This is a genomic window from Bordetella tumbae, assembly GCF_054780995.1.
In genome coordinates, this window is sequence record NZ_BAAGVG010000012.1 from 189,759 (window position 1) to 215,021 (window position 25,263).

23 protein-coding genes are annotated in these 25,263 nt (G+C 58.0%); 15 read left to right on the top strand and 8 right to left on the bottom strand.

Annotation, left to right across the window (positions count from 1 at the left end; translation table 11 throughout):
* Positions 1–59: 59 nt before the first annotated feature.
* The 5 genes from ACYVI2_RS11460 (at position 60) to ACYVI2_RS11480 (ending at position 4,387) form a co-directional block, all read left to right on the top strand.
* Positions 60–1,169, top strand: a complete 1,110-nt coding sequence (locus ACYVI2_RS11460) for an enolase C-terminal domain-like protein (RefSeq protein ID WP_415820667.1) — start codon at positions 60–62, stop codon at positions 1,167–1,169.
* A 40-nt stretch (positions 1,170–1,209) separates the two neighbouring features.
* A complete protein-coding gene (locus tag ACYVI2_RS11465) occupies positions 1,210–2,178 on the top strand; it encodes a Bug family tripartite tricarboxylate transporter substrate binding protein (protein WP_415820668.1) in 969 nt (322 codons plus the stop codon).
* Between the two features lie 249 nt (positions 2,179–2,427).
* Positions 2,428–3,429, top strand: a complete 1,002-nt coding sequence (locus tag ACYVI2_RS11470) for a Bug family tripartite tricarboxylate transporter substrate binding protein (protein ID WP_415820669.1) — start codon at positions 2,428–2,430, stop codon at positions 3,427–3,429.
* 47 nt (positions 3,430–3,476) lie between these two features.
* On the top strand, positions 3,477–3,731 hold the full coding sequence (locus ACYVI2_RS11475) for a hypothetical protein (protein WP_415820670.1): 255 nt from the start codon (positions 3,477–3,479) through the stop codon (positions 3,729–3,731).
* A gap of 113 nt (positions 3,732–3,844) precedes the next feature.
* Positions 3,845–4,387 carry a cytochrome b gene (locus ACYVI2_RS11480; RefSeq protein ID WP_415820671.1) on the top strand — a complete coding sequence of 181 codons (543 nt, stop codon included), beginning with the start codon at positions 3,845–3,847 and terminating at the stop codon, positions 4,385–4,387.
* Between the two features lie 21 nt (positions 4,388–4,408).
* On the opposite strand, the gene ACYVI2_RS11485 is transcribed toward ACYVI2_RS11480, so the two are convergent.
* A complete protein-coding gene (locus ACYVI2_RS11485) occupies positions 4,409–5,170 on the bottom strand; it encodes an IclR family transcriptional regulator (protein WP_415820672.1) in 762 nt (253 codons plus the stop codon).
* 172 nt (positions 5,171–5,342) lie between these two features.
* On the opposite strand from ACYVI2_RS11485, the gene ACYVI2_RS11490 reads away from it, so the two are divergent.
* The 6 genes from ACYVI2_RS11490 to ACYVI2_RS11515 are packed head-to-tail and all read left to right on the top strand — an operon-like array spanning position 5,343 to position 13,183.
* Positions 5,343–6,665 (top strand): ArgE/DapE family deacylase, encoded by a 1,323-nt coding sequence (locus ACYVI2_RS11490; RefSeq protein WP_415820673.1) that lies wholly within the window; start codon positions 5,343–5,345, stop codon positions 6,663–6,665.
* Between the two features lie 37 nt (positions 6,666–6,702).
* The gene (locus ACYVI2_RS11495; RefSeq protein WP_415820674.1) at positions 6,703–8,310 is read left to right on the top strand and encodes an ABC transporter substrate-binding protein; all 1,608 of its coding nucleotides are present in this window, start codon (positions 6,703–6,705) and stop codon (positions 8,308–8,310) included.
* Positions 8,307–9,284: an ABC transporter permease gene (locus ACYVI2_RS11500; RefSeq protein WP_415820675.1), complete on the top strand. Its 978-nt coding sequence runs from the start codon at positions 8,307–8,309 to the stop codon at positions 9,282–9,284. The genes ACYVI2_RS11495 and ACYVI2_RS11500 overlap by 4 nt, the downstream gene beginning before the upstream one ends.
* Entirely contained in the window at positions 9,281–10,123 is an 843-nt protein-coding gene (locus tag ACYVI2_RS11505) for an ABC transporter permease (RefSeq protein WP_415820676.1), read from the top strand. The genes ACYVI2_RS11500 and ACYVI2_RS11505 overlap by 4 nt, the downstream gene beginning before the upstream one ends.
* Complete coding sequence (locus ACYVI2_RS11510; RefSeq protein WP_415820677.1) at positions 10,120–11,760, top strand: ABC transporter ATP-binding protein; 1,641 nt, start codon at positions 10,120–10,122, stop codon at positions 11,758–11,760. Before ACYVI2_RS11505 ends, ACYVI2_RS11510 begins: the two co-directional genes overlap by 4 nt.
* 28 nt (positions 11,761–11,788) lie before the next feature.
* The gene (locus tag ACYVI2_RS11515) at positions 11,789–13,183 is read left to right on the top strand and encodes an amidase (RefSeq protein ID WP_415820678.1); all 1,395 of its coding nucleotides are present in this window, start codon (positions 11,789–11,791) and stop codon (positions 13,181–13,183) included.
* Between the two features lie 99 nt (positions 13,184–13,282).
* Here the strand turns inward: ACYVI2_RS11515 and ACYVI2_RS11520 are convergent, their stop codons facing one another.
* From ACYVI2_RS11520 to ACYVI2_RS11530, 3 genes are all read right to left on the bottom strand, one after another.
* Positions 13,283–14,209, bottom strand: coding sequence for a 2-hydroxyacid dehydrogenase (locus ACYVI2_RS11520; protein WP_415820679.1), 927 nt, complete (start codon positions 14,207–14,209; stop codon positions 13,283–13,285).
* A gap of 67 nt (positions 14,210–14,276) precedes the next feature.
* On the bottom strand, positions 14,277–15,584 hold the full coding sequence (locus ACYVI2_RS11525; RefSeq protein WP_415820680.1) for an NAD(P)/FAD-dependent oxidoreductase: 1,308 nt from the start codon (positions 15,582–15,584) through the stop codon (positions 14,277–14,279).
* Between the two features lie 28 nt (positions 15,585–15,612).
* On the bottom strand, positions 15,613–16,242 hold the full coding sequence (locus tag ACYVI2_RS11530; protein ID WP_415820681.1) for a cupin domain-containing protein: 630 nt from the start codon (positions 16,240–16,242) through the stop codon (positions 15,613–15,615).
* A gap of 172 nt (positions 16,243–16,414) precedes the next feature.
* On the opposite strand from ACYVI2_RS11530, the gene ACYVI2_RS11535 reads away from it, so the two are divergent.
* From ACYVI2_RS11535 to ACYVI2_RS11550, 4 genes are read left to right on the top strand one after another with little or no spacing between them, the layout of a single operon-like run.
* Positions 16,415–18,070, top strand: coding sequence for an ABC transporter ATP-binding protein (locus tag ACYVI2_RS11535; RefSeq protein WP_415820682.1), 1,656 nt, complete (start codon positions 16,415–16,417; stop codon positions 18,068–18,070).
* The gene (locus ACYVI2_RS11540) at positions 18,063–19,724 is read left to right on the top strand and encodes a peptide ABC transporter substrate-binding protein (RefSeq protein WP_415820683.1); all 1,662 of its coding nucleotides are present in this window, start codon (positions 18,063–18,065) and stop codon (positions 19,722–19,724) included. Before ACYVI2_RS11535 ends, ACYVI2_RS11540 begins: the two co-directional genes overlap by 8 nt.
* Positions 19,725–19,769: 45 nt before the next feature.
* On the top strand, positions 19,770–20,720 hold the full coding sequence (locus tag ACYVI2_RS11545; protein WP_415820684.1) for an ABC transporter permease: 951 nt from the start codon (positions 19,770–19,772) through the stop codon (positions 20,718–20,720).
* 23 nt (positions 20,721–20,743) lie between these two features.
* Positions 20,744–21,622: an ABC transporter permease gene (locus tag ACYVI2_RS11550; protein WP_415820685.1), complete on the top strand. Its 879-nt coding sequence runs from the start codon at positions 20,744–20,746 to the stop codon at positions 21,620–21,622.
* 6 nt (positions 21,623–21,628) lie between these two features.
* On the opposite strand, the gene ACYVI2_RS11555 is transcribed toward ACYVI2_RS11550, so the two are convergent.
* From ACYVI2_RS11555 to ACYVI2_RS11570, 4 genes are all read right to left on the bottom strand, one after another.
* Entirely contained in the window at positions 21,629–22,507 is an 879-nt protein-coding gene (locus tag ACYVI2_RS11555) for a DUF2242 domain-containing protein (RefSeq protein WP_415820686.1), read from the bottom strand.
* Positions 22,508–22,640: 133 nt separating this feature from the next.
* On the bottom strand, positions 22,641–23,594 hold the full coding sequence (locus ACYVI2_RS11560; RefSeq protein WP_415820688.1) for a substrate-binding periplasmic protein: 954 nt from the start codon (positions 23,592–23,594) through the stop codon (positions 22,641–22,643).
* An 11-nt stretch (positions 23,595–23,605) separates the two neighbouring features.
* Positions 23,606–24,394 (bottom strand): ABC transporter permease, encoded by a 789-nt coding sequence (locus ACYVI2_RS11565; protein WP_415820690.1) that lies wholly within the window; start codon positions 24,392–24,394, stop codon positions 23,606–23,608.
* Positions 24,391–25,263: an ABC transporter ATP-binding protein gene (locus ACYVI2_RS11570; RefSeq protein WP_415820691.1), complete on the bottom strand. Its 873-nt coding sequence runs from the start codon at positions 25,261–25,263 to the stop codon at positions 24,391–24,393. Before ACYVI2_RS11570 ends, ACYVI2_RS11565 begins: the two co-directional genes overlap by 4 nt.

Consider the following 25,263-nt stretch of genomic DNA (forward strand, 5'->3'; position numbering starts at 1 on the left):
CGCATAGTTCGATTTCCGGCCATTGGCCGGCCCCACTTTACCCAACACGAGAGGAAACAATGAAAATAACGGACGTTTCGCTTACGCTGTTTGCCTGGAACGATATTCCGCCGACCAGTTATGCCGCCCATACGGGAAAATTCGCCGGATCCAGCAAAATCGGATTGCTGGAGATTAAAACGGACGAAGGTGTCACGGGCCACGCGTTTCTAGGATCTGCCTACTACGGCGCTGATCTCGACGGCCCGAACTTGATCAAGTATTTGAAGCCCATCTTGATGGGGCAGGATCCATTGGATCGTGAGCGGCTGTTTCATGCGCTCTGGCGTCGTTCGCGTACCACGACGGTACGCACCATCGGTGCTTGCGATGTTGCCTTGTGGGACATCGCGGGCAAGGTTGCCAATTTACCCATCCATCGCCTGCTCGGTTCCTATCGGGATAAGGTCAAGGCATACGCCAGCTCGATGATTCTGGATTCGCCACAGGCCTATGCAGAGGAGGCGCAACACTATCAGTCGTTGAACTGGGCCGCCTACAAAATTCATCCACCACATCCTTGGCAGGAAGACATCAAAGTCTGCGAGGCGGTTCGCAAAGCCGTCGGTGACGACTACCTCGTCATGTTGGATGCAGCCTGGAGTTATCAATACCCCGAAGCCGTGCGCGTTGGGCGCGCGATTCAGGACTTGAACTACTACTGGTACGAAGATCCTTTGCATGATGCTGACATTTACAACTATGTAAAACTAAAACAGCAGGTACACATCCCGATCATGGCGACAGAGTTTCCCGCTGTGGGGTTGGATGCTTATGCGCCATGGGTGTTGCAGAGCGCTACGGATTTTCTGCGTGGTGATGTCGCATTGAAGGGCGGCATCACCAACATGATGAAGACCGCGCACCTGGCTGAATCGTTCCGGATGAATTACGAAGTTCACCATGGCGGGAATTCACTGAACAACGTGGCAGGTCTGCACGTCATCATGGCACTGAAGAACACGGAGTTCTTCGAGGTGCTGCTGCCTGACGGGGCGCAGAAATACGGTCTCGCAACGGACATCGAGGCAGATGCCGACGGATATGTGTATGCACCCACCGGGCCCGGGCTAGGGGCCGATATTGATTTCGCGCTTATCGAAAGAATGAAGGTCGCTGTACTGAGCTGATACGCGCCATACGTAGTGTGTAAAACCTCGAGGAGACAACATGAAAAAAAATACGATGCGATACGTGGCGGGATTGCTATGTCTGGCGCTGTCCGCGTCTGTTTTGGCCGCGGACAGTTTCCCTGATCGGCGTATCAATATTGTCGTGCCGTTCGCTCCGGGCGGCAGTACCGATATTGTGACGAGAATCCTGGCCAGCAAGCTGACTGGCGAGTTAAATCAGCCGGTTGTCGTGGAAAACAAGGCCGGTGCCAGTGGCAATATCGCAGGTGACTATGTGGCACGCTCTGCGCCGGACGGCTACATCCTGTTCATGGGCACCAGTACATCTATCGCCAACATCTCGCTATTTAAAACGCTGCCGTTCGATATCGAAAAGGATTTCATCCCAATCTCGCAGATTGTGCACACGCCATTGGTACTGATTGCCAATAAGTCACTCGCGGAAAATAGTATCGAGGACTTGGTCAAGTATGCCAAAGCCAATCCTGGCAAACTGAACTATGGTTCGGGCGGGTCGGGGACGTCGCAACATCTGGCGGGCGTGATGTTCGAGCAGATGGCTGGTGTGAAGATGACTCATGTTCCCTATAAGGGCGCCGCTCCGGCGGTGACGGATCTAGTGGGCGGAAACATCCAGATCATGTTTGCACCGTTGATCGATGCGCTTTCGTTCATTCGCAGCGGCAAGGTGAAAGCCCTGGGGCTTACGACGTCAAAGCCGGCGCCTCAGGTCCCCGATGTGCCGCCGATTGCGACGGTCTTTCCAGGGTTCGACGTGGGGACCTGGAATGGAATCTTCGCTCCGGCGGGGACACCTCCAGCGGTGGTTGATACCCTGTCTAAGGCGATCGTCAAGGCGGTATCGAATCCTGAGACCAAAAAATTGATCGAAGACCAAGGCTCGGAGCCGGTCGGCAGCACCTCCGCTCAATTTCAGGCGTTCTTGAAAGACGAAGTCGTGCTGTGGAAGCGGTTGGTCCAAGCGTCGGGCGCCCGCGTGGACTAAGCGCTACCTGCCGCTCGTATTGCCGTCCCGGCAAAGCAGAGTCTGACCAACGGTGTCGAACGTTTACTCCTGTCTGTTGAGCGATGGAAGTGCTCAACAGACGATCAATAATTGTGATCCATCGATGCCAAAATTCTATTTGAAGGATTAACGAATTGATTTCTACTATCTCAACTCCGGCATCCTGATCCTTTCGGTTTCTGTCATGGGATGCGTCTATTACCGATACCAAAAAAAGGAGACAGCACCATGCAGAACCCATCACGCCGCCAACTGTTGCAGGCTGGGGTTACGGCGATGTTCGGGCTGGTTGCATCGCCAGTTCTGGCGAGGTCCTCTGACACAGCACTACCAAAGGGGCCTATTAACCTGGTGGTCCCTTTTGCCGCAGGAGGAGCCACCGATGTGGTTTCCCGTCTCGTGACGCAACGACTCGGGGATCGTATCCAACGCACCGTGGTGGTGGAGAATTTATCCGGAGGTGGCGGCGCAATCGGTGCGGCGAAAGTGGCCCGTGCTACGCCTGACGGCCATACCTTATTGATGGGCACCATCGCTACGCATGTGATCAATCCGCTGTCTATGGGGCAGCAGTTGCCATACCGTGCTCAGACCGATTTCACGCCCGTGTCGCTGGTCGTCACAGTGCCCAACGTGCTGCTAGTAAACAAGTCGGTCAAAGCCAACAACGTACGAGAGTTGATCGCCTTGATAAAGGCGCATCCGAATCAGTTCAGCTATGGCTCGTCGGGCGTGGGAACACCGCCGCATCTGTCTGGCGAGCTGTTCAAATCGATGATGGGATTGCAGATGGCCCACGTGCCGTACAAGGGCGGCGGCCCGGCAATGACCGATCTCATCGCAGGCCATATTCCGATTCTGTTCGACGTATTGAGCGGCGCAGCCTCGCATATACGCGCAGGTTCGGTACGCGCGCTCGCGGTGACCACGAGCGAGAGGGTAGCGTCTTTTCCTGATTTGCCCACGATGGCGGAATCCGGGGTGCCCGGCTACGAGACATGGACATGGAACGCGGTATTCGGCCCCGCCGGTATGCCGCGTCCTATGGTCGACGCCCTGAGCGGTGCTTTGCATGAGGTGGTCGCACAGCCGGATGTGCAGGCCCAGCTCAAGGACCTGAGCGCCACACCCGTCGGTTCAACGCCTGACGCATTGACGCAACTGGTCGATTCTGAGACTCAAAAATGGCGGACTGTAATTCAATCGATCGGTGGCCTGAATAAGAGCTGACAGATTTGCTATGCTTGGCGGCATAGCTACTTGGAGCCGCCAGCATCATGCCTATCCATCGTTTAGCCTCATCGCGAGTCCCGCTGGCGATAATGAGTGCGTTGCTAGCCTCATGCGCCAATACCGCGTTCGAGCCTCCCGAGGTACGAGGTGAATCGCCGCCGGAATACACCTATACCGCAAAGGACGGCGATACCGTACATGTTGCGCCGAAACCCCGGCTGACAATTCAGTCGGGTGAGGGTGAAAGACTAAATCTCCCATGGTTCGTGAGGGATACCCAGAACTGGATCAACGAGTAGTTACTGCGTTCAGAAGTCAGGGGTTTGTAAGCTGTCCCTATTTACGCTAGGGGCTTCGGATTTTCTCCATTCACTACCAGCGAGCGTGCGACGTGGCGACTTCAGCAACTACCTTGAACGACCCGAAAACCTGTCACTATGATCGTTTGACGATCTTCTTTCATTGGGCGACGGTATTTTTGGTGGTGGGGCTTTTTGCCTTGGCAGAAATCTGGGAATTTCTGCCCAAAGGCACGCCGGTGCGGCGCCTGTTGCAATGGCTCCATATTTCTTTTGGTTTGCTGTTTGCAGTCGTGTTCGTGCTGCGCATGCTGTGGCGAGTGTCGCTGGGCCGGCGCTTGCCGCCTGCCTCGAGCGGCCTGATGCAAAGCGCCGCGGCGACTGTGCATGGCGTGTTCTATTTGTTGCTGGCTGCGCAGATTGTGTTGGGGTTTTTGTTTCGCTGGGCCCAGGGCGAGTCTTTTACGTTCTTTGGGCTGTTCTCCATCCCCACATTGATTGCGATCGATCATGAACAGCGCCAGTTCATTGGTGGCCTGCACTACTACGTGGCCTGGACCATTATTGTGTTGACGGTCGGGCACGCACTCTCGGCGCTGTTCCATCACTATGTGCTGCGCGATGGGGTGTTGCGCCGAATGACTTCCAGTCGGTAGATTCGGCGCTTATCGCCGGTCTCATTGCTTACTCAGCGCCTGTGCCGCATTGATGACCAAAGGCCCATAGCGTTGGGCGAAATCCTCTGGCTTCCATTGCGACAGCAGGCCGTAAATGTGAATCGCCGCGATGGGATGACCCGCGAGGTCCAGCACAGCCGACGACACGGCGAGTTCACCCAGCAACGATTCTTGTACGGTCATGGCAAAACCGTCTTGACGGGCCTGTGAGATTTTTTTCCAAATGGCGCGCGGCTCGGTGAGGGTATGCGGCGTGGCGGCCACAAGGTCGGAACGCGTCAAGATGTCATCGACCTGCTCGTCGGGCAAGTGCGCCATGATGGCGCGGCCCGCGCATGCTCGGTACATCGGCATAGTGCGTCCGACCAAGGTCGCGAAATAGTAGCGGCGCCGAGTTTGCCGACGCAGTGCGTACACAATGTTCAGATCATTGGGCAGGCTCAGGTCCACCCCTTCGCCGGACTCTTGCTGCAGTTCGATCAACACCGGATTGGCACGCTCGATCAACGGGTTGCCGCGCAGATAGTCGAACGTCCGGTGCAGGATTTTCTTGCCCAATGTGTAGCCGCGTTGGTTGGGGCCACGTTCGAGATAGCCCAATGCCACCAATGTATGCAGCATACGCAACGTCGAGTTGCGATCCAGATTTGAAATCTCCACCAGCTCGTTCAAGCTCAATATGCCGGGTTTTACGCTGAACGCTTCAAGGATGTCGAATGCCTTGGCCACGGACTGATTGAATCGAGTATCCACACTGCTCATTATTTGCCTCCTGCTGACACGGTAGCGATTGTCGTACCACTGCCGATGTTAGGGAAATCTCTCATTCCAAAGATCTTGCCCGGTTTTATATACGATCCTAAGATGTCATTAATAGGCACGTAAGTATCAATATTTGATACTTGTATTTTACCGACAAAATCATGGAGGTGAAATGAACGAAGTCCAGGCGCAAAAGTTGTCCGCACAGGACATCGAAGCAGCAGTCGACCGGTTGGAGCACTACATGACCGACACCTTGTCGCGTTTCGTGCAATGTCGCAGCCTGCCAGGCCAGGAGATCCCCGCTGCCGAGTTCCTCGAGATCGAATTGGCAGCGCTCGGACTGCAAAGCGAGCGCATCGCGCTGCGTACCGAAGACATCGAGGGATTGCCCCTCTATTCGCCGGCTTGCTGCCCAGATGGCGGGCGTTTCAATGTGCTGGCATGCCATGAACCGGCGAACAATATTGGGCGGTCCGTGCTTTTCAACGGCCACTTGGATGTCGTTCCCACGGGACCGGAGCATCTCTGGGCAGAGTCGCCGTTTAAAGGCAGCCTGCATGACGGCTGGCTCTATGGCCGAGGCGCGGGAGACATGAAGGCGGGCATCGTGTGTTCGCTGGCTGCATTCAAAGCACTCCAGGATCTAGGCATGCAACCCGCCGCGCTCGTCGGCTTTAACGGCGTGCTCGAAGAAGAAAACACCGGCAATGGCACGCTGGCCACGATATCTGCGCTGAAAAGCGCGGTGGGCGTCGCCAAACTCAGCTCGTTCGACGCGGTGTTGATTCCTGAGCCCACGCAGGAAGCCCTGATGTCGGCTCAGGTGGGCGTGTTCTGGATGTATGTAGATATCATCGGCAAGCCGGCTCACGCGTCTCTGATGACGACGGGAATCAATCCAGTGGATCTGGGCATGCGCGTCGTGGATGCGGTCAAGAAAATCGAGCATGAATGGAATCTGCCCGAGAATCGTCATCCTGCATATCGAGATCACGCGCACCCGATCAACTTTAATCTCGGCCAGATCCATGCCGGCGATTGGAACTCGTCGGTGCCCAGTGTCTGCACGCTGGGCTTGCGCTTGTCGTGCTATCCAGACATGCATGTCGAAACGGCGAAGGCGCGTATCGAGGCGTGCGTACGCCAAGTCGAACAAGAGGTGGCACAGCCCGACACCCAGTTCATCATTCGCTACGAAGGTTTTCATGCGCCTGGGTGCGAATATGACCTGGCCGTGCCAGCATTGCGCCTGTTGGCAGATTTGCACCGGCAGGTAGCGGGGGAGTTGCCTGAATCGGTAGCATCGACCGGCACGACTGACGGCCGGCATTTCCATTTCATGGCGGATGTGCCGGTCACTTGCTATGGACCGGTCTCGCGCAACTATCACGGGTTCAATGAAAGCGTCAGCGTGCAGAGCATGCTGCGCGTTGCCAAGACGTTTGCGCTCTTTCTAAACGAGTGGTGCGGGGTCGAACCCAAGCGCAGTTGATGCTTTCCGTTAATCCACGTGTTTCATGGAGAACAGGATGAAACTGGTCAGTCAGGTCCGTCGGGCCATTGTCAAATGCGGGTTTGCGTTAGCCGCTGCCGCTATGCTGGTACAACTGCCCGCGCACGCCGCCGAAACGCCGCAGTCCGGTGGCGTACTCACGGCAATTTTGCATCCGGAGCCGCCCAGCCTCATCCTGGCACTCCAGCAGGTTGCTGGGACGCAGATGGTCGGTGGCAAGATTTTCGAGAGCCTGTTGACCTATTCGTTTGATCTGAAGCCATTGCCCAGCCTCGCTAAATCCTGGGAAATTTCCGACGACAAGCTGACGTATACCTTCCATTTGCAGCAAGGTGTGACCTGGCATGATGGCCAGCCGTTTTCTTCGGCAGACGTCGTGTTTTCGTATGAAAAAGTGTTGTCCCAGACACCACGTACCCGTGGCCTGATGCAAAACGTCGAATCGATCACGGCGCCCGATGCGAACACGGTGGTATTCAAGTTAAAGGAACCCTACGCCGCGTTCCTGTATGGACTTGATATCGGTGGCGGTGCCATTTTGCCCAAGCATCTATACGACGTGGACACGCCCATCGGCCAAAACCCGAATAACGCGCATCCGATCGGCACAGGTCCCTTCAAGTTCAAGAAATGGGAACGTGGTTCGTATGTGGAGCTGGTCAAGAACGAGCATTACTGGAAAGCCGGTCGCCCGTACCTGGACGGTATTACTTATCGTGTGATTCCCGACGCCGCCTCGCGCCGATTGGCCATCGAGCAGGGCACGGTGATGCAAGCCTGGCTGCAAGACCTGGAGCCGATGGATGTGCCGCGTGTGGCGAAGCTGCCCAACATGACCCATACCAACAAGGGCTACGAATACTGGTCAACCATGCAATGGATCGAGTTGAACAACGCGAAAGCACCGTTCAACGACAAGCGTTTTCGCCAGGCATTGATGTATGCGATCAACCGTAAGTTCATCGCGGAAAAGATCATGGTTGGCCAGGGGATACCCGCCACGGGTCCGATCCACCACAACACGCGCTTCTATGATTCGAATGTCAAGAAGTACGACTACGATCCCAAGAAGGCCATTGCTCTGCTCGATGAAATGGGCTTGAAACCGAACGGCGATGGCGTGCGGGTCACCGTCAGCATGATTCCGCTGCCTTATGGCGAGATGCCGCGGCGGGTGGCCGAATACATCAAACAGAATTTGTCCAAGGTCGGTATCGCGTTGAACCTCGAGAGCACTGACGTAGGCGGATGGGTGTCGCGTGTCGGCAACTGGGACTACGACATGGCGGGCAACGGCGTCTTTCAGTATGCCGATCCCGCCATCGGCGTGGCGCGCACCTATGTGGGTACCAACATACGCAAGGGCGTGATGTTCAGCAACACGTCCCAGTACAACAACCCGAAGGTCGACGAGTTGTTCAACCTCGCCGCAAAAGCCGGCGACGATGCGCAGCGGCAGCAGTATTACTCCGAGGTGCAAAAAATTCTGGTCGAGGACGTACCGCTGGTATGGCTGGTGGACACCAATTACGGCACAGTCTTGAACAAGCGCGTGCATGACGCCATCACTACAGGCCTGGGCGTAGTCGACACCTACAGCGATGCCTGGTTGTCGAAAGAATGAGCAAGATCGCCGCATTCCTGGGCAGGCGCGTGGTCAAGAGTCTCTTGGTGCTCTTCATGATCGCCATATTCAATTTCTTTCTCGTTCGGGCCGCACCGGGAGATCCTGCCGAGATTCTGGCAGGGCAGTCCGGGGCAGCCGACGCGGAATACATCGAAAAGCTGCGCCAGGATTTTGGACTGGACAAGCCCTTGGTGGTACAGCTCGGGTCTTATCTCAAAGACGTGGCTACGTTTGACCTGGGCTATTCCCATCGGCAGCAAACCCCCGTATCAACACTGATCCTGGCGCATTTACCCGCAACCCTGGTGCTGGCGCTGACGTCGTTTGCATTCGCGCTTCTTGCCGGAGTCGGGCTGGGCATCCAGGCCGCATTACGCGTGGGCAAGTGGGGCGATACCATCATCACGACGTTTGCCATGCTGGCCTACGCTACACCGATATTTTGGGTGGGGTTGATGCTGGTGCTGGTGTTTTCGGTACAACTGCAGTGGCTGCCTTCCTTTGGCTACGAGAGCGTGGGTGCCAATCTGACGGGGCTAGCACGTGTCGCAGACATTGCGCGCCACTTGATCCTGCCGACGATCACGCTGGGTATGTTTTACATGGCGGTGTATGCACGCTTGACCCGCGCGTCCATGCTGGAGATTCGCCAGCTCGATTTTGTGAAGACGGCGCGTGCCAAGGGGCTCGCGGAACGCACGGTGATTACGCGCCACGTCTTGCGCAATGCCTTGCTGCCCATCATCACTTATGCGGGCATCCAGGCGGGGCACCTGATAGGCGGGTCTTTGCTTGTTGAAACCGTGTTCGCCTGGCCGGGCATAGGGCGATTGGCGTTCGATGCCCTGGTGCAACGCGACTACAGCGTGTTGCTCGGTGTGTTCTTCGTTGCATCCATTGTCGTCGTAGCTGTCAATCTGCTGACCGACATTCTCTACACGATCGTCGATCCCAGGATAGAGCTGAAATGAAGAGCTTCTTTCGCGCATTTTGCCGCAACAAGGGCGGCCTGATGGGCTTGGCTGTCCTGGCACTGGTCAGCCTGCTAGCCGTTTGCGCCAGCTGGATATTTCCCGACAGCCCATGGGACATGGTCAACGCGCCGTATATGCCTCCCTTGTCCGAGGATGCTCTATTGGGTACCGATACCCTGGGCCGTGACATCGCCAGCGGCATTGCCTATGGCGCCCGGGTCACATTGGTGCTGGCGTTGATCTCCACAGCGGTGTCGGTCCTGGTCGGCATCACAGTCGGGGCTATCGCTGGTTTCTACGGTGGCAAAGTCGATCAAGTCATCGTCGGATTCATTGAGCTGTTCCAGACGATTCCAGGGTTTTTCCTGGCTGTCGTGCTGGTGGCTATTTTGACCCCCAGCATCGGCACGGTGATCTTTGCGATTGCGCTCGTATCCTGGCCACCGCTGGCGCGGCTAGTCCGTGCCGAATTCATGAGTATGAAACACCGCGAATTTGTCGAGGCAGCAGTCCTGAGTGGTCAGTCCAACACGCGCATCATCCTGACCCAGATACTGCCCAACAGCTTGTCGCCCGTCATCGTGTCCGGCTCGTTGATGGTCGCCAGCGCAATCTTGCTGGAGTCGGCGCTGAGTTTTCTGGGACTGGGTGATCCCAACACCATGACATGGGGGTACATCATCGGGGCATCGCGCAGCGTATTGCGCGATGCGTGGTGGATGAGTGTATTTCCAGGGGTCGCCATCCTGATGACGGTGCTGGCTTTCAATTTGGTGGGTGAGGCGCTCAACGACGCGCTCAATCCCAAACTGGCGCGTAAAAGGGCCGGCTCATGACAGCGTTACTGGAAATCCGCGATCTGTCTATTTCTGTCGTGCAGAATGGACCCTCGACGCACGTCGTGAAGGGCGTGTCCTATACCGTTAACCGAAACGAAATCCTGTGCGTGGTCGGTGAATCAGGTTCAGGAAAATCCGTGACCGCGCACGCCATGATGGGGCTGTTGCCCGATGGCGAATTGCAGGTCGATTCGGGCAGCATTCTTTATCGCGGCCGCGAACTGGTTGGATTGACGCCGAAAGACTGGTACGGCTTGCGAGGCAAGTCATTTGGCATGGTGTTTCAGGAGCCTATGACGGCACTGAACCCCATCATGCGTATCGGCCGTCAGGTAGACGAAGTACTCGAACGCCATACCGATCTATCTGTCGAGGCGCGCCGCACCAGGATATTGCAACTGTTTCGCGACGTCATGCTGCCCGAGCCTGAGAAGTTGATGAATGCCTATCCATTCCAGTTGTCAGGCGGCCAGCGCCAGCGTGCGGTGATCGCGATGGCACTGGCGATGGAGCCGGATATTCTCATCGCCGATGAGCCCACCACGGCGCTGGATGTCACCACGCAGGCCCAGATTCTGGCCATGATCAAAGACATCCAGGCGCGGATGGGCATAGGCGTGATTTTTATCACCCATGATTTTGGCGTCGTTGCGGAGATCGCTGATCGAATCGTGGTGATGCGGCAGGGCCAGGTGGTAGAGCAGGGCGCATCCGACGACATCCTGAACCGGCCGCAAGCCGCCTATACCCGCCAGTTGATTGCTGCTGTTCCGCATAAACCTCTGGGCAAAGCGGAGGCAGCCGTGGCGCCGCCGCTGATGGTGATCGATCAATTGCGCAAGACCTTTCGTTCGGACAAGGGACGGCAGGTACTGGCGCTGGACGATATCTCTCTGACGATTCAGCAAGGCGAGACAGTGGGGCTGGTCGGTGAGTCCGGATCGGGCAAGTCCACCCTGGGCCGCACGCTCACTGGCTTGATTACTCCTGACAGCGGCAGCGTGAAGATCGACGGGAGAGAACTCGTGGGCCTATCTGCCCGCCAATGGCGCGAGCATCGGCGCCAGATCCAGATGGTTTTTCAGGATCCGTATGCCTCATTGAATCCGCGCCATCGCATCGTCGATGCCGTGGCGCAAGGTCCTATCGCATTTGGCGAGTCACGGCGCAAAGCGTTGGCCAACGCGCGTGAACTACTTGAACTCGTAGGCCTGGGGGGGGATGCCGGCGATCGCTATCCACACCAGTTTTCAGGCGGGCAGCGACAACGAGTGGGTATTGCCCGCGCATTGGCGTTACGCCCTCGGCTGCTCGTGGCCGACGAGGCGGTATCGGCGCTGGATGTGTCCATTCAGGCACAAGTGCTGGAGCTGCTCAAGACCGTCAGCGGACAGTTCGATCTGTCAGTCTTGTTTATTACCCATGATTTGCGTGTCGCCGCCGAGATTTGCGACCGCATTGCGGTGATGCGTCAGGGCGAGCTGGTCGAGCAAGGGCGGGCCATCGATATTTTCTATCGTCCGCAGCACGCATACACGCGTCGATTGATCGACTCCATCCCCGGTAAACAGTGGTCCAAGCCGGATCTCTCCCGAGCCGGCTCTTCAGAGGAACCTACAGCATATGCAACATGACGAGTATGAATCATTGGACGGTTTGGACATGGCAGCTCGACTTCAGTCGGGGGAGATTTCCTCCGGCGAATTGATGCGCTGCGCTGTGGAGTTGGCGCGTAGTCGCGGAAAGACACTCAATGCGCTGCGCTACGAGCAGTATGAAACCTCCATCGAGTTGGCCAACACCTGGCTGCAGAGGGGAGCGTTCGGCGGTATTCCCTTTTTGTTGAAGGATTCAGGGCTGCCGTCTACGCGGTTTCCATCCAGTGTGGGTTCGCGCCTGCTCAACGACACGACCTACGAATGCAATGGCACGCTCACGGATCGTTTCGAGCAGGCGGGCTTGATTGCGTTCGCCCGTACTACCGTACCGGAGTTCTGCATGGTGGCGACGACCGAGGCTGTGGTCAACGGTGGGCCCACCCTCAACCCCTGGGACCGAAGCCGCTCGGCGGGTGGCTCCAGTGGCGGTGCGGCGGCTGCAGTGGCCGCACGTATCGTCCCGGTGGCTCATGGTAGTGATGGCGGCGGTTCGATCCGTATTCCGGCTGCGTGCTGCGGCGTTTACGGTTTAAAAGCATCCCGCGGTCGCGTACCGATGGGTCCTTTGCGTGGCGAGGGATGGGGAGGCATGGCAACCGACGGCGTGCTTAGTGTGACCGTGCGGGACACTGCCGCCGCCATGGATGCCATCTCCGGCTACGAGCCTGGCGCGCCGTACGCGGCGCCTCCCAAGACAGGGGCCTATCTGGATGTGGTGGCAGAGTCGGCCATCAAGCCGCTGCGGATCGCCGTATGGCGTTCGGCCTGGAACGATATCGCGATTTCGTCAGAGCCATTGCATGCGGTGCAGCACAGCGCTGACTTACTGCGCAGCCTGGGGCATACCGTCATCGATTCGGCGCCACCGGCCATCGATTATGACGCCTTTGTATTGGCGCATGCATGCATCCTGGCCAGCAATATTGTGCTTGCGGTGGACACGCGCCTGGCATTGACGGGCAAAGCGTTGCAAAGCGACGATCTGGAGCCCATCATGCTCTCAGGCTACGAACAGGGCAAGCGCTTGATGGCGAAAGAATACATCGCCAGCGTGAACCGTTTGCACGCCATCGGCCGCGCGATGGAAGCCTACATGAGTGACTTTGACCTGATTCTGACGCCGGCACTGACCGAGTTGCCTGTGAAACTCGGAGAGCTGTCCACGCAACGCGGCGAGTTTCTCGATCTGCGTAAAAGGGTCTCGAGGTATGCGACCTTTATGGCGGCATTCAATGCGTCAGGCCAACCTGCCGCCAGCCTGCCGTTGTTTGCCACGGCAGAGGGCGTGCCCGTTGCTACGCAACTAGTGGGACGCTTCGGGCGCGAAGACATGATACTGAGCGTCTCGGCTCAACTCGAACGGGCAGCGCCCTGGCGGCAGCGTAAACCGGCGTTTTAGTTCGTTTGTCATGCCATGAAGTCATAGCGACGCGGAGCCTCAGCATCATGCAGGCTCATCATTTGACCCGCGCCGCCAGCTTTTCTCCTCGTCAGTGCGTCAATATCCCCGTAAAGGATCGACGAGCCCATGAGGATTTTCACCCGCCAGTATCCGTTGCATATTAACGATCGTCGCTGCGGCCGCGCTGTCGGCGCGCGTGTGTGCGGCAATATGTGGCGTCAGCACGACCTTCGCGTGAGACCACAGCGGATGATCAGCGGGCAGCGGCTCGGGTTCGGTCACGTCGACAAACGCGGCCTCCAATTGTCCGCTATCCAGCGCAGCCAATAGTGCATCCTGGTCCATGTGTTTGCCACGACCCACTTGAACGAGCGAGGCTCCGCGAGGTAATTGCGCAAAGAGTTCGCTGTTCAAAATGTGGGTGGTCTCGTCGGTGAGTGGCAGCAGGCAGATGAGGATATCGGTGGCGGCCAGCATGGTCTGCAATCCATCGGGACCATGATATGCGCGGATGCCTTCGAGGGTTTTTGGGCTGCGGCTCCAGCCGGCGAGTTGGAATCCGAACGGTTTGAGCGCCTCGAGCGATGCGCGTCCAAGCTCACCCAGGCCTAGTACCGACACACGGCGTTGATCTGCCCAGGCGAAATCGAGATTTATCCATTCATGGCGCCGCTGTTGCTCCAGATAAGTCGGCAGGCGGCGATGCAGCGCCAGGACGCTCATCACGACATAGTCTCGCATCAGACTGGTCAGGCCACTCTCTATCATGCGCACCAGTTTTGCCCCAGGCGGGATCGGCGTCTGGGCGACCTGATCGATACCCGCACCCACAGAAAAAATCACTTCGAGATTCGGGTAACGGTCAGCCAGATCGCCTGGAAAGGTCCAGGTCATCAGATATCGCACCGCATGTGGGTCGACCTGCGTCGCGTCGCTGTAGAAGGGGACGCTGGGTAAATCACGGGCGAAAGCACGCCGAAATACGTCGACGCGTTCGGGATAGGACAGCATGAGAAAGGCCATCAGACATCCTTGTGAAATCAAAGCCGCCGAGCACGTGCCAGGCTGGAGTCGCGCAGACAGAACGTATTCAGCGCTCGGCGCGAGCCAGCGCGAGGCGATCCTGCAGCCGATAGACCTGGATGAGTGCAGGCATAAAGTAGGGTTTACCGGCGTAGAGGGGAATGGCAGGGATAGGCCGGAAATCGAAAGCCGATTTCCGTTGATCGTCCGCCAATAGCTTGTGCGCCGCACGGCTGCCTATCCATGGAGCCCACACGACGCCCGAGCCACAAAAGCCCGTGGCGTAGGTCAGTCCATTGTGTTCAAAGATTCGAGGCAGCATGTCGCGGTGCATGGCGACGTTGCCAAACCAGCTGTGGCTGAGTTTCACATCCGCGAGCTCGGGGAAAAGATTGATCAATCCGTCGCGCAACTGCACTGTTGATGCCGTTGGATCTCCGCTTTGCGATGCATCGCGACCGCCCAGCAGGATGTGTTTTCCGTCGGGCGAGGGACGATAGTAATAGCCAAGCACCTTGCCTTCGCCGCACATCATTCTGCGTGGCATCAACTGCGCCATCAGTTCGGAGGGCAGTTCCTCGGTAGCGATAATACGGCTGCGTACGGGGACCAGGCGCCGCCGCAGCCACGGATCGGCGCCATCGGTATAGCCATTGGTGCAGATCAGCACCTGACGTCCAATGATGGTGCCCGCCGACGTCTCGACCCGAAAGCCCGCGCCATTATTCGTGATGGATTTGACTGCCGTGTCGGAATGCACGCTAACGCCGGCCGCCAGTGTCACGCGCAGAATCTCTGCATGGTATTTGCCGGGATGCAGCCCGCCTATATCCATGCGGACCGAACCACCTCGATAGTAGTCGGTGCCCACATACTGGCGCTGTTCGGCATACGGAATGGCATAGGACTCGATTCCCAGCGTTTTCTGCAGCTTTTCGGCACTGCGGGCCATCGTCTCGTATTGCGCCTTGCCTATGGCGCCGTAAAAGCGGCCGGTCAAACTGAAGTCGCAATTCAGATTTTCAGTGCGAATAAAGTCGTAGATGAATTCGCGCGCAGCCTTGCCCTCGGCCTCGATAGCCATGGCGCGTGCCTCGCCATATTTCCGTACCAGTTCGGCATAGCTCAATCGGATGTTGCCGCTGGTGATACCGCCATTACGCGACGATGCGCCTTCGCCGGGATTCATCTTGTCCAGCACCACGACGCGACGGCCCGCACGCGCCAGCGTCAACCCCGCCGTCAACCCGGCGTAGCCCGCACCCACGATCACGACATCGGCTTGTTTGGCCAACGGTTGTGTCGGCAGCGGTCGGACCGGCGCGGCCTCCCACCAATAGGGAGTGCTCTTGTCGGCGAGGGGAGGCTGTTGCATGGAGAATCTCCTTGTGCAGGATAGGGGGCTAGAGGAAACGATCGAACTGGACTGCTCCGATGATCCACAGAATCTCAGTCGGAGCATCGCTGGTATTGCGCAGGGAGTGCGGCCGGTTGCTGTCAAAGACGAAGCTATCGCCGCTCTCCAACTCAGAGGCTTCATCATCGACGGTAAGAACCACCTTGCCTGACAGGACGAGGCCGCCTTTCTCTGCCGGATAGCTCAGGGCATGGCCGCCTGATTTCCCGCCAGGCTCAAGCCGCAGGATCATGATCTGCAGGTTTTGCCGGTCAGGCGGCGTGAGGAGTTCTTTGTGCAGCATGCCCAGATCGATGACTGGCCGCTGTGCACGGCGACGCACAAAAGAGGGCTCTCCTGTCTTGAGCGCTTCGTTTCTCGTTTCGCCAAACAATTCCTGCATGCTGATGTTCAGCGCTCGGCGCAGCGAGGTCAGCAGCCGCATTGAAGGGTTGGCGACACCGCGTTCGACCTGGCTGATCATTCCCATGGAAACTCCCGACGCCTGAGCGAGGCTCTCGAGCGACATTCCCTTTTGCTTGCGCAGTTTTCGCAGATTGGTGCCGACATGAAATTCAACGGCATCCGCATGATGGGCGGTCGCACGCTGATCGGCGTTTTTCCCGGATGCCGGCATCGAAATCCCCTATTGACAGGAAATGAGCGTCTAGCAAGATAATGAAGATATCTGCCAGATTTTCAATATATCCTAAATTTTTGCTCGCACGCCATCACTATCATTACAGGTAGGGGGATTTGTGGCTTCGATACCGGCAAGCAGTACAGCAGCCTCTGAGTCGACACTTGCAGTGCGCAATCTGACCGTCAGTCTGCCGGCTGGCATGGAGCGTGCCCACGCCGTCGACGGCATTTCATTCGATCTACTGAAAGGGCAGATCCTCTGCATCATCGGGGAATCGGGCTCGGGTAAATCGGTGACAGCCAATGCCATCATGGGCTTGCTGCCCAGAGTGATTCGTGTCACTGAGGGTTCGATCCGGTTGGGAGATACCGAGATCATCGGTGCCGCATCCGAGCGTTTACGCGACTTGCGTGGCCGTGTGGTTTCCATGATCTTTCAGGATCCGCTGTCGGCATTGAATCCCTTGATGACGGTAGGCGAGCAAATTACCGAAGCGTTGATGGCGCACGGTGTGGGCACCGCAGATAGTCGGAAGGAGCGCGCCCTCAAGCTGTTGACCGAGGTTGGTTTGCCGGACCCAGCGTTGATGTATCACCAGTATCCGTTCCGCTTGTCCGGCGGACAACGGCAACGGGTGATGATCGCGATCGCGCTGGCACTGGAGCCCACCATCCTGATCGCGGACGAGCCGACGACCGCACTCGACGTGACCACGCAGGCGCAGATCCTGGACCTGATCCGAGATATCCAGCGTCGCAAAGGGATGAGTGTGATGTTCATCACCCATGACTTCGGCGTGGTCGCGGAGATCGCCGATAGCGTGGTGGTGATGGAAAAGGGAAAGATCGTCGAGCAAGGGCCTGCCGACCGGGTACTGAGGACTCCGGAGCATCCCTATACGCAGCGTCTGATCGCAGCCGTCCCGCATTTGACCGGTACCGACCGCGTGCTGTCGCGAACGACCGAAACGCCGATTCTGAAAGTCGAAAATCTGGTCAAGACCTATCGCAGCGGCAGCCGCCTGCTGCGCAGTGAGCGCATCGTCAAGGCCGTCGACGATGTCTCTTTTGAACTGAAACCCGGTCGCACGCTTGGCGTCGTGGGAGAAAGCGGTTCGGGGAAAACGTCGCTTGGACGGCTGCTGATCAAGCTGATGGACAGCGATAGCGGCCGGATCTTCTTTGAGAGCACCGATATCGCCCCGATGAGCGAGGACAAATTCCGTGCGATGCGTCCAAAGATCCAGATGATTTTTCAGGATCCCTTCGCGTCGCTGAATCCGCGCTCGACCATTGCACACATCCTGACCGTCGGGCCGGTCGCGTATGGCATGCCCGTCGCGCAGGCCCGCGAACAAGCGAAAGCGCTGTTGTCGCACGTAGGCCTGGATGCGGGGGCTTTCGAGCGCTATCCGCATGAGTTTTCTGGTGGGCAGCGTCAGCGTATCGGCATCGCTCGAGCGTTGATGTTCAAGCCCAAGCTGCTGGTGGCCGATGAGTCGGTTTCAGCACTCGATGTGTCGATTCAGGCGCAAATCCTGATGTTGCTCGATCAAGTGCAACGCGAGACGGGCGTATCGATGGTTTTCATCACCCATGATTTGCGCGTCGCCAGTCAGATTTGCGACGAGATTGTTGTGATGCAGAGAGGCAAGATCGTCGAGATGGGACCACCCTCGCAGATCTTTCTCAATCCCCAATCTGCCTATACCCGCGAGTTGGTGGCTGCCATCCCGGGCCAGGAGCCGGGCCAGCGGGAGCCGTCAACTGAAGACTTCAGCGCTAACCATGCCGTATTCCCACGGAGGATCTCCCATGACTGACACAACCACCTCGATGAGCCGCCGTTCCGCATTGAAACTGATGGGGCTTGCCGGTGCGACGGGTTTGTTTGCAACGAATCTGCTGGGCAAGCCTGCTTTTGCCCAGACGCCGCCCGCCGCGCCAACAGGGCGAGTCATCGTGGGCCTGTCGCAAGAGCCAACGGTGTTCAATCCGTTGATGTTGAAGATCGAAGTCGATGATGGTCTGCATTTTTCGGTGTTCGATGCGCTGTTTCGCACTATGCCGGATGGTTCGATTGTGCCCAACCTCGCAACAGAGGTACCGACCCAGGAAAACGGTGGGCTGTCTGCTGATGGTCTGCAATGGCGCGTGAAGCTGCGCGACGATGTGAAGTGGCATGACGGCACGCCCATGACGGCCGAGGATGTGAAGTTCACGCTCGAGCTGATCGTCGATCCGAAGTTCCGCAGTTGGCGCACCGCCGGGCACAATCTCGTTCAGGACATTACCGTCGTTTCTCCGACCGAATTGACCTGGAAGATGAAAGAGCCTTTCGCTCCGTATATGTCGTTCCTGACGGAGACGTTTATCGTTCCCAAGCATGTGCTGGAGAAAGAGGCCGACAAGAACACCGCGGCGTTCAACCAAGCCCCGATCGGCACCGGCGCGTTCAAATGGGGCCGCCGCGTCGCGGGCGATCATGTCGAGTTGGTCGCTAATGCCAACTACCACGGCGAAGGGCCCTACATCGAACAACTGGTATTCAAATACATTCCCGATCTGACAGTGCTGTATACGCAGTTCAAGAGTGGCGATATTGATCTGGTGGGACGTCAATACATCACGCCCGACAACTACGCAGAGGCCAAGACGCTGAAGAACCGGGTCGTTGAATTGCAACCGGCGCCCACCGTTGAGCAGATCTATCTGAATCTGGAACGTCCGGTATTCAAGGAGCTCGCCGTTCGCCAGGCGATCTATGCCGCCATCGACAAACAAGCGATCATCGACGCGCTGTACTATGGCTTGCCCGAGCCCGTCGAGTCTTATATGCCGCGCGGCTCGGTCTACTACAACCATGATCTGCCCAAACACGAATTCAGTCTCGATAAGGCACGCAAGCTGCTCGATGATGCGGGTTGGGTAAAAGGCTCGGATGGCATCCGTGCCAAGAACGGCGTACGGCTCGCCTTCAGTTGCTCCACCACCTCGGGCAATCACCTGCGCGAACAACTGCAGCAGTTCGTCCAGCAGACCATGAAGGAAATCGGCATCGAGATGAAAATCTCGAATCTGCCGGCGGCTGTGATCTGGGGCGATTTCTGGACGCTGTCGCAATACGACTCCGTCGTGGTGGGAATCAATTATCTAGTGGGTTCCGATCCCGATGTATTCAACCGGTTCCATACGGGTGCGATTCGCGCCAAGGGCGGGCGCGGCTCCAATACGGCGCAATACAGTAATCCGCGCGTAGACAAATTGCTGGAAGAAGGCGCGCGCACCTTTGACCAGAAGCGCCGCATCGAGATCTACCAGGAAATCCAGGCGCAAGTGCGTGCCGATCTGCCTTTTCTACCGCTCTTTTCCGAAAACGTGGTCCGAGGACGGAAATCCGACATCCAGGGTACGGCCAGCAATAGCAATACGCGTACCGAATCCTGGCATGCGGCCGCGTGGTTTCGCGGGGCGTGATGAGACCCCGGTGGTGACTCGTTTGTAATCCGTCGTGAGGGATGAATGGCCGGATTTCTGCTTAATCGTTTGTGGCAAAGCATCATTTTGCTGTTGATCGTGTCGATCATCGGCTTTGGGGTGCTGAATATGATTCCCGGTGGCCCGCTGTCGCAATTCGCGCTGGATGCGAGTATGACGCAGGCGGATATCGATCGCCTGACGCGCCAGTTGGGCCTGGATCAGCCTTTGCCGCTGCGGTATCTCGATTGGGCCTGGCAGATGCTGCAGGGCGACTGGGGGCGGTCTTATCGCGACGGCACCCCGGTCCTGCAAGTCATTGGGCGACATCTGCCCGCGACGCTGCTGCTGATGGGAACGTCGACCGCCATTTCCATTGCCATTGGCACATGGATTGGCATCCGCGGGGCGACGCACCGCTATTCGGGTTTTGACTATGTCGCGACCATTGGCGCCATGGTGGCATTGTCTATCCCGACCTTTTGGTTTGGCTTGGTCGGGATCTACCTTTTCTCGCTGAAACTCGGATGGGTGCCCGCGGGCAATATGTACACCATCGGAGATCAGTCGTGGTTGAATTACCTGCATCACCTGGTGTTGCCGAGCCTCGTGCTGTCCCTGGTGCATGTCGCCACCTGGAGCCGCTACATGCGATCGGCCACGCTGGACGTGATCAATCAGGATTTCATTAAAACCGCTCGGGCCAAGGGCGTGCCGGAGCGCCGCGTTCTGATGAAGCATGTGGTGGGCAATGCCTTGCTTCCCATGATCACATTGGCGGGGATGCAATTGCCCACGATTCTGGGAGGCGCGTTGGTGACTGAGACGGTGTTTACCTGGCCCGGTATGGGGCGCTTGTTTCTCGATAGTCTCGGTTATAGCGATTATCCGGTCATCATGGGGCTGCTGATGCTATCCGCCTTTTTGACGCTGCTCGGAAACCTCATTGCCGACATTATTGTGGCGACGGTTGATCCGCGTATCCGGCTTAGCTGAACCCCTCCGCTCAGGACCTTGTCATGACTACTATCGCAGTCCTCTCAGACCGTACCCATTGGTGGCAGAGCCGCGCCGTGCGCAGGTTCGTTCGTCACCGGCTGGCGTTGGTGGGCATGGTGATGATCACGGTGTTGGTCTTGGCCTGCATCGTGGGGCCTTTGCTGTTGCCGTATGACTCGCTCTATGTCGATCTGCGCGCGCGTTTCGCACCGCCTTTTTCGGGGCTGCATTTTCTGGGCACCGACCCCTTGGGGCGCGACCAGACGGCCCGTTTGTTGGAGGCAGGACGAATCTCGCTGCTGGTGGGATTTTCTGCGATGGTGCTGTCTACGATTATCGGCACCGCGGTGGGCGTGATCGCAGGCTATCGTGGCGGCCGGGTAGGGGCCGCGTTGATGCGGATGGTCGATGCTTTCTTGGCATTTCCCTCGATCTTTCTCGTGCTGGCGCTCGCCGCGTTGTTAAAGCCCAGCCCGACCATGATCACGGTGATCATCGCAATCACCAGTTGGATGGAAGTTGCACGCATTGTCGAAGCCGAAGTGCGTTCGCTGCGTGAGCGGGAATTCGTGCAGGCAGGGCGGATGCTGGGGTTGAGCGGTACGCACATCATGTTTCGCGAGATCCTGCCCAATGTCGTGGGGCCGATTATTGTGGCCGCGACGCTCACCGTAGCGCGTGCGATCCTGCTTGAAGCCTATGTCAGTTTTCTCGGCTACGGGATCCAACCGCCATTGCCCAGTTGGGGCAACATGCTGAACGGCGCGCAACAATATCTGGCGAGTGCGCCTTGGCTGGCCATCGTGCCGGGTCTAATGATCACGATGGCTGTCACCAGCTTCAACTTCATTGGCGACGGATTGCGCGACGCCTTGGACGTGCGCAACGATCACATGTGAGTGTGGTCAATTGTCACTGCTATTGCCCGACGCCGGAGCCGTCGAAGAGTCCGTGGGTGCAGGCTGCGCAGACGGGCTGCTGGTTGCACCGGATTGAGCCGGTTGGACGGTATTGGTATCGGCAGGTGTTGTAGCCGATGGCGATGATGTGGGCGACGTCGAGACCGCCGGTTTTGCCGGCTGTGCGGGAGTGGGGGCGTTCGTTTGCGCTGGGGCTGTTTGGGGTGGGGTAACCCGTAGACCCGGTTTCTCTACCTGCTGTTTCGCAGCTGCACCAGCCGCTTTCGGATTCTGTCCTGGCGTCGTACCTGAATCGATTGCAGCTTTTGCTGACGTCAGATTCTGTTCCAATTGTTGAAAGAATCCTTCATAGAACACGCCACGCGAGATGGTTTCGCTGGAGGTCTTCACCAGCGAATCGTCGCTGGCGCCCAGCGGCATGGACACCGAACCCAGCACGCTCAGGCCTACGCTGGCCGAATTGCTGGACCGCTTCATCGTATACAGCTCACGCAGCGCGTTGGCGTACACCGTGGCCTCGCCCGAGCCGCTCGCCGTGCAATTGACGTTGAACAGAATCTGTCCGTGTTGATTGTCGTTTTCCTGATCCTGGTAGTTTTTGTGCCCACTGACTTGATTGGGTTCAGCCTTGTCGATGATGTAGCCCTGGCCTAGCAGCGCACGCCGTCCGGCTTCGCAGGCAGCTTGGCTGGAAGTGCCTGCAAAGCTATGGGAATAGGTGTTTTCCTGCGTAAAAGAGTCGCGCTCGTCGATGGTCGGGGTGGGGGCGCAGGCCGCCAGCAACACGACAGAGGCCAGCAAGCCCGCCCGCCCAGCGAGTAACGAATATCGGGTGGAAATGGGACGCAGAGGCGGTAAACGCATAGAGGTAAGAGCCTAGATAGTGATAAGAATCCATTATTTCCGATCACTGGACCCGCGCCTACGTCTAAACGTGTACATGTCGCTATATTTGTTACTGGTTGCGGTAGAAGTCTGCGCGCAGGGGAACGGCTCATCAACCGTGGCAAACCAGTCCGTCACGCAGTGTCGCGACTTCGAAATTCACTTCCCCGGCTCGCAGTTCGCGGGCTTTTTGTTGTTCGCCGCTGGCCAGCCAACGGCGAACAACCTTGTCCAGATAATGCGCTGATGCGGCATCAGGGCGGGACAAGAGGATCTGCGGTTCGGATCCGGTCTGCACCGCAACGGGCAGCGGCTTGTAAAAGCGCCAATCGTCGCGCTCCATCAGGCGCTTGAGCACCGCATCGTCCTCGGCCAGGATCTCGCATTCGCCGCTCATGAATGCATAGGCTGCGTGAACGCTGGAAGCATAGGCAACGGGTTTCGCACGATATACGTTGACGAGGTCATGGGCGTATGGGCTGCCTTGCTGCAGGCACACACGGTGTCCGGCGGGCTGGTCCAACGTAGCGGCGCGCAGGCTGACCAGCATCGCGTGCCCGCTGGCATATGCAGTAGCTACCGATTGATTGGCAGAGTGCGCCGGTTCGTCACCTGCGATGGGAATACCGTAGCGCGAGCCGCCGATGATGAGATCAGCTTGTACGGCGGCGGGATTGCCTGGCGCATCAGGCGATTCGTCCGGTGTGGGCAGGCCGATGATTGTGACTGGTACTCCCAGCGTACGGCCGATGTACTGTGCCAAGGCCGCGTCGTAGTTATCGGGTTCGGCAGGGGTAGCGGAGCCAGGTGGCGCAGGCCGGCGATAGGCTCGTACCGCAACGACGAGAGCGCCACGTTGTGCCGCCTGCTGCAGGACAGGTCCCCGGGGCAGGGTGGCCCAATCGGGCGCAGGTGTTGCGGCCTCCATCCATAGGCGAGCCCGGGAGAGCAGGCTTTCCGCAATTGAAGGCGACGGTGCCAGCGAGGCGAGTCCCAGTAATATGGCTGCGCCTGCCACAGCCACAACAGCGATGCCTACGCGCCGCTCGCGAGAGCCGAAAGCCATGGCAAGTCCTTTTAATGCTGCGGCGACAACGTCTGCCGCCAACGCAAGCTCCAGCGCTCGACCAGCGAAAGCACGTAGTTCAGCACCAGGCCCAGCAAAGCCAGCAGCAGAATGCCCGCGTACATCGAAGGGATCTGGAAAACTTCCTGCGAATTCAGTGTGAGAAAGCCCAGCCCCGATCTTGCGCCGATCATCTCGGCGGCTACCAGCGCTGTGATGCAATAGGTGCCCGCCAGCCTGACACCGGTGAAAATCGACGGCGCCGCTGCCGGCAGAATCACCTTGCGAAATACAAATGTGCTGGATGCACCCATGGACCGAGCGGAGTTGATCAGCAGTGGATCCACCTGCCTGACGCCGCCAATAGTGTTGAGCAAGACCGGCCAGAATGATGCCCAGAAAATAATGGCGACCTTCGAGACTTCGCCGATGCCGAAAAACAGAATGAACACCGGGAACAGTGCCAATGCCGAGGTCTGGCGAAAGAGCTGAAGGATAGGGTCCAATACGCGTTCGAGGCGCGGCAGGCGCCCCATCAGCAGGCCCAGCAACACACCTGATGCGACAGCCAGGAGCAGTCCCCAAAGCGAACGCTGCAGGCTGGCCCATATGTGCTTGAACAATTGATCGTCAGCGAATAGCTGGGCGATGGCTGCGACCACTTGAGATGGCGGGCTGAGATAGGCTTCGCTTACCAACCCCAGACGAGGCAGGGCTTCCCACAGCACGAGAAACCCGACGATGCCTGTCAGGCCCAGCGTATGGTCCCGCAGGCGGCTGCGCGCGTTGCTGCGGCTCATGACACCGCTCCCGCAGTTTCCGCCTGAACGCCGCGTTCGGCGGGGCTGGCAGTGGCACCCAATGGGCGTGGCGTGGTGGCGGGATTGAGAAACTGCACTTCGTCCTTGAGGATATCCCAGGCGCGTTGGCGTAAATGTACGAAGGCCTCTGTATTACGTAACTCGGGATTGCGTGGGCGAGGCAAGGGCACATCAATGATTTCCTTGATGGTGCCAGGGCGTTTGGTCATCACTGCAATGCGGTCCGATAGAAAGATCGCCTCGTCCAGGCTGTGGGTGATGAACACGATCGTCTTCTTGTACTTTTCCCATATGTTCAGCAACTCGTATTGCAGGATTTCACGAGTCTGCGCGTCCAGCGCGGCAAAGGGCTCGTCCATGAGCAGCACATCGGGCTTATAAGCCAGCGATCGAGCAATGGCGACGCGTTGCTTCATGCCCCCGGAGATCTCATGCGGGTAGCGGCTGCCAAAGCCATCCAGGCCTACCAACTGCAGGTATTGCTGCGCGATGTCGCGCCGCTCTGCCTTTGGCAAACCGCGTATCTCCAGGCCAACCTCGATATTGCCCAGGACCGTCAACCAGGGGAAAAGCGCATAGCCTTGGAACACGACGCCTTGGTTCGGATTGATGCCTTTCAGTTCCTGGCCGTTGATGGCGATGCTGCCGCCGCTGCGCCCGGTGAGCCCGGCCAGGATACTGAGAAAGGTAGACTTGCCGCAGCCCGATGGGCCGAGGATCGAGATGAACTCGCCTTCACGAATGTCCAGATTGAAATCGCGCAGTACGCTGATGACAGCGGGTTTGCCGTCTTCACCCCGTATTGCATAGTCTTTGGAGACGCCGCGGGCGGCGATCTTCTGCGTCAT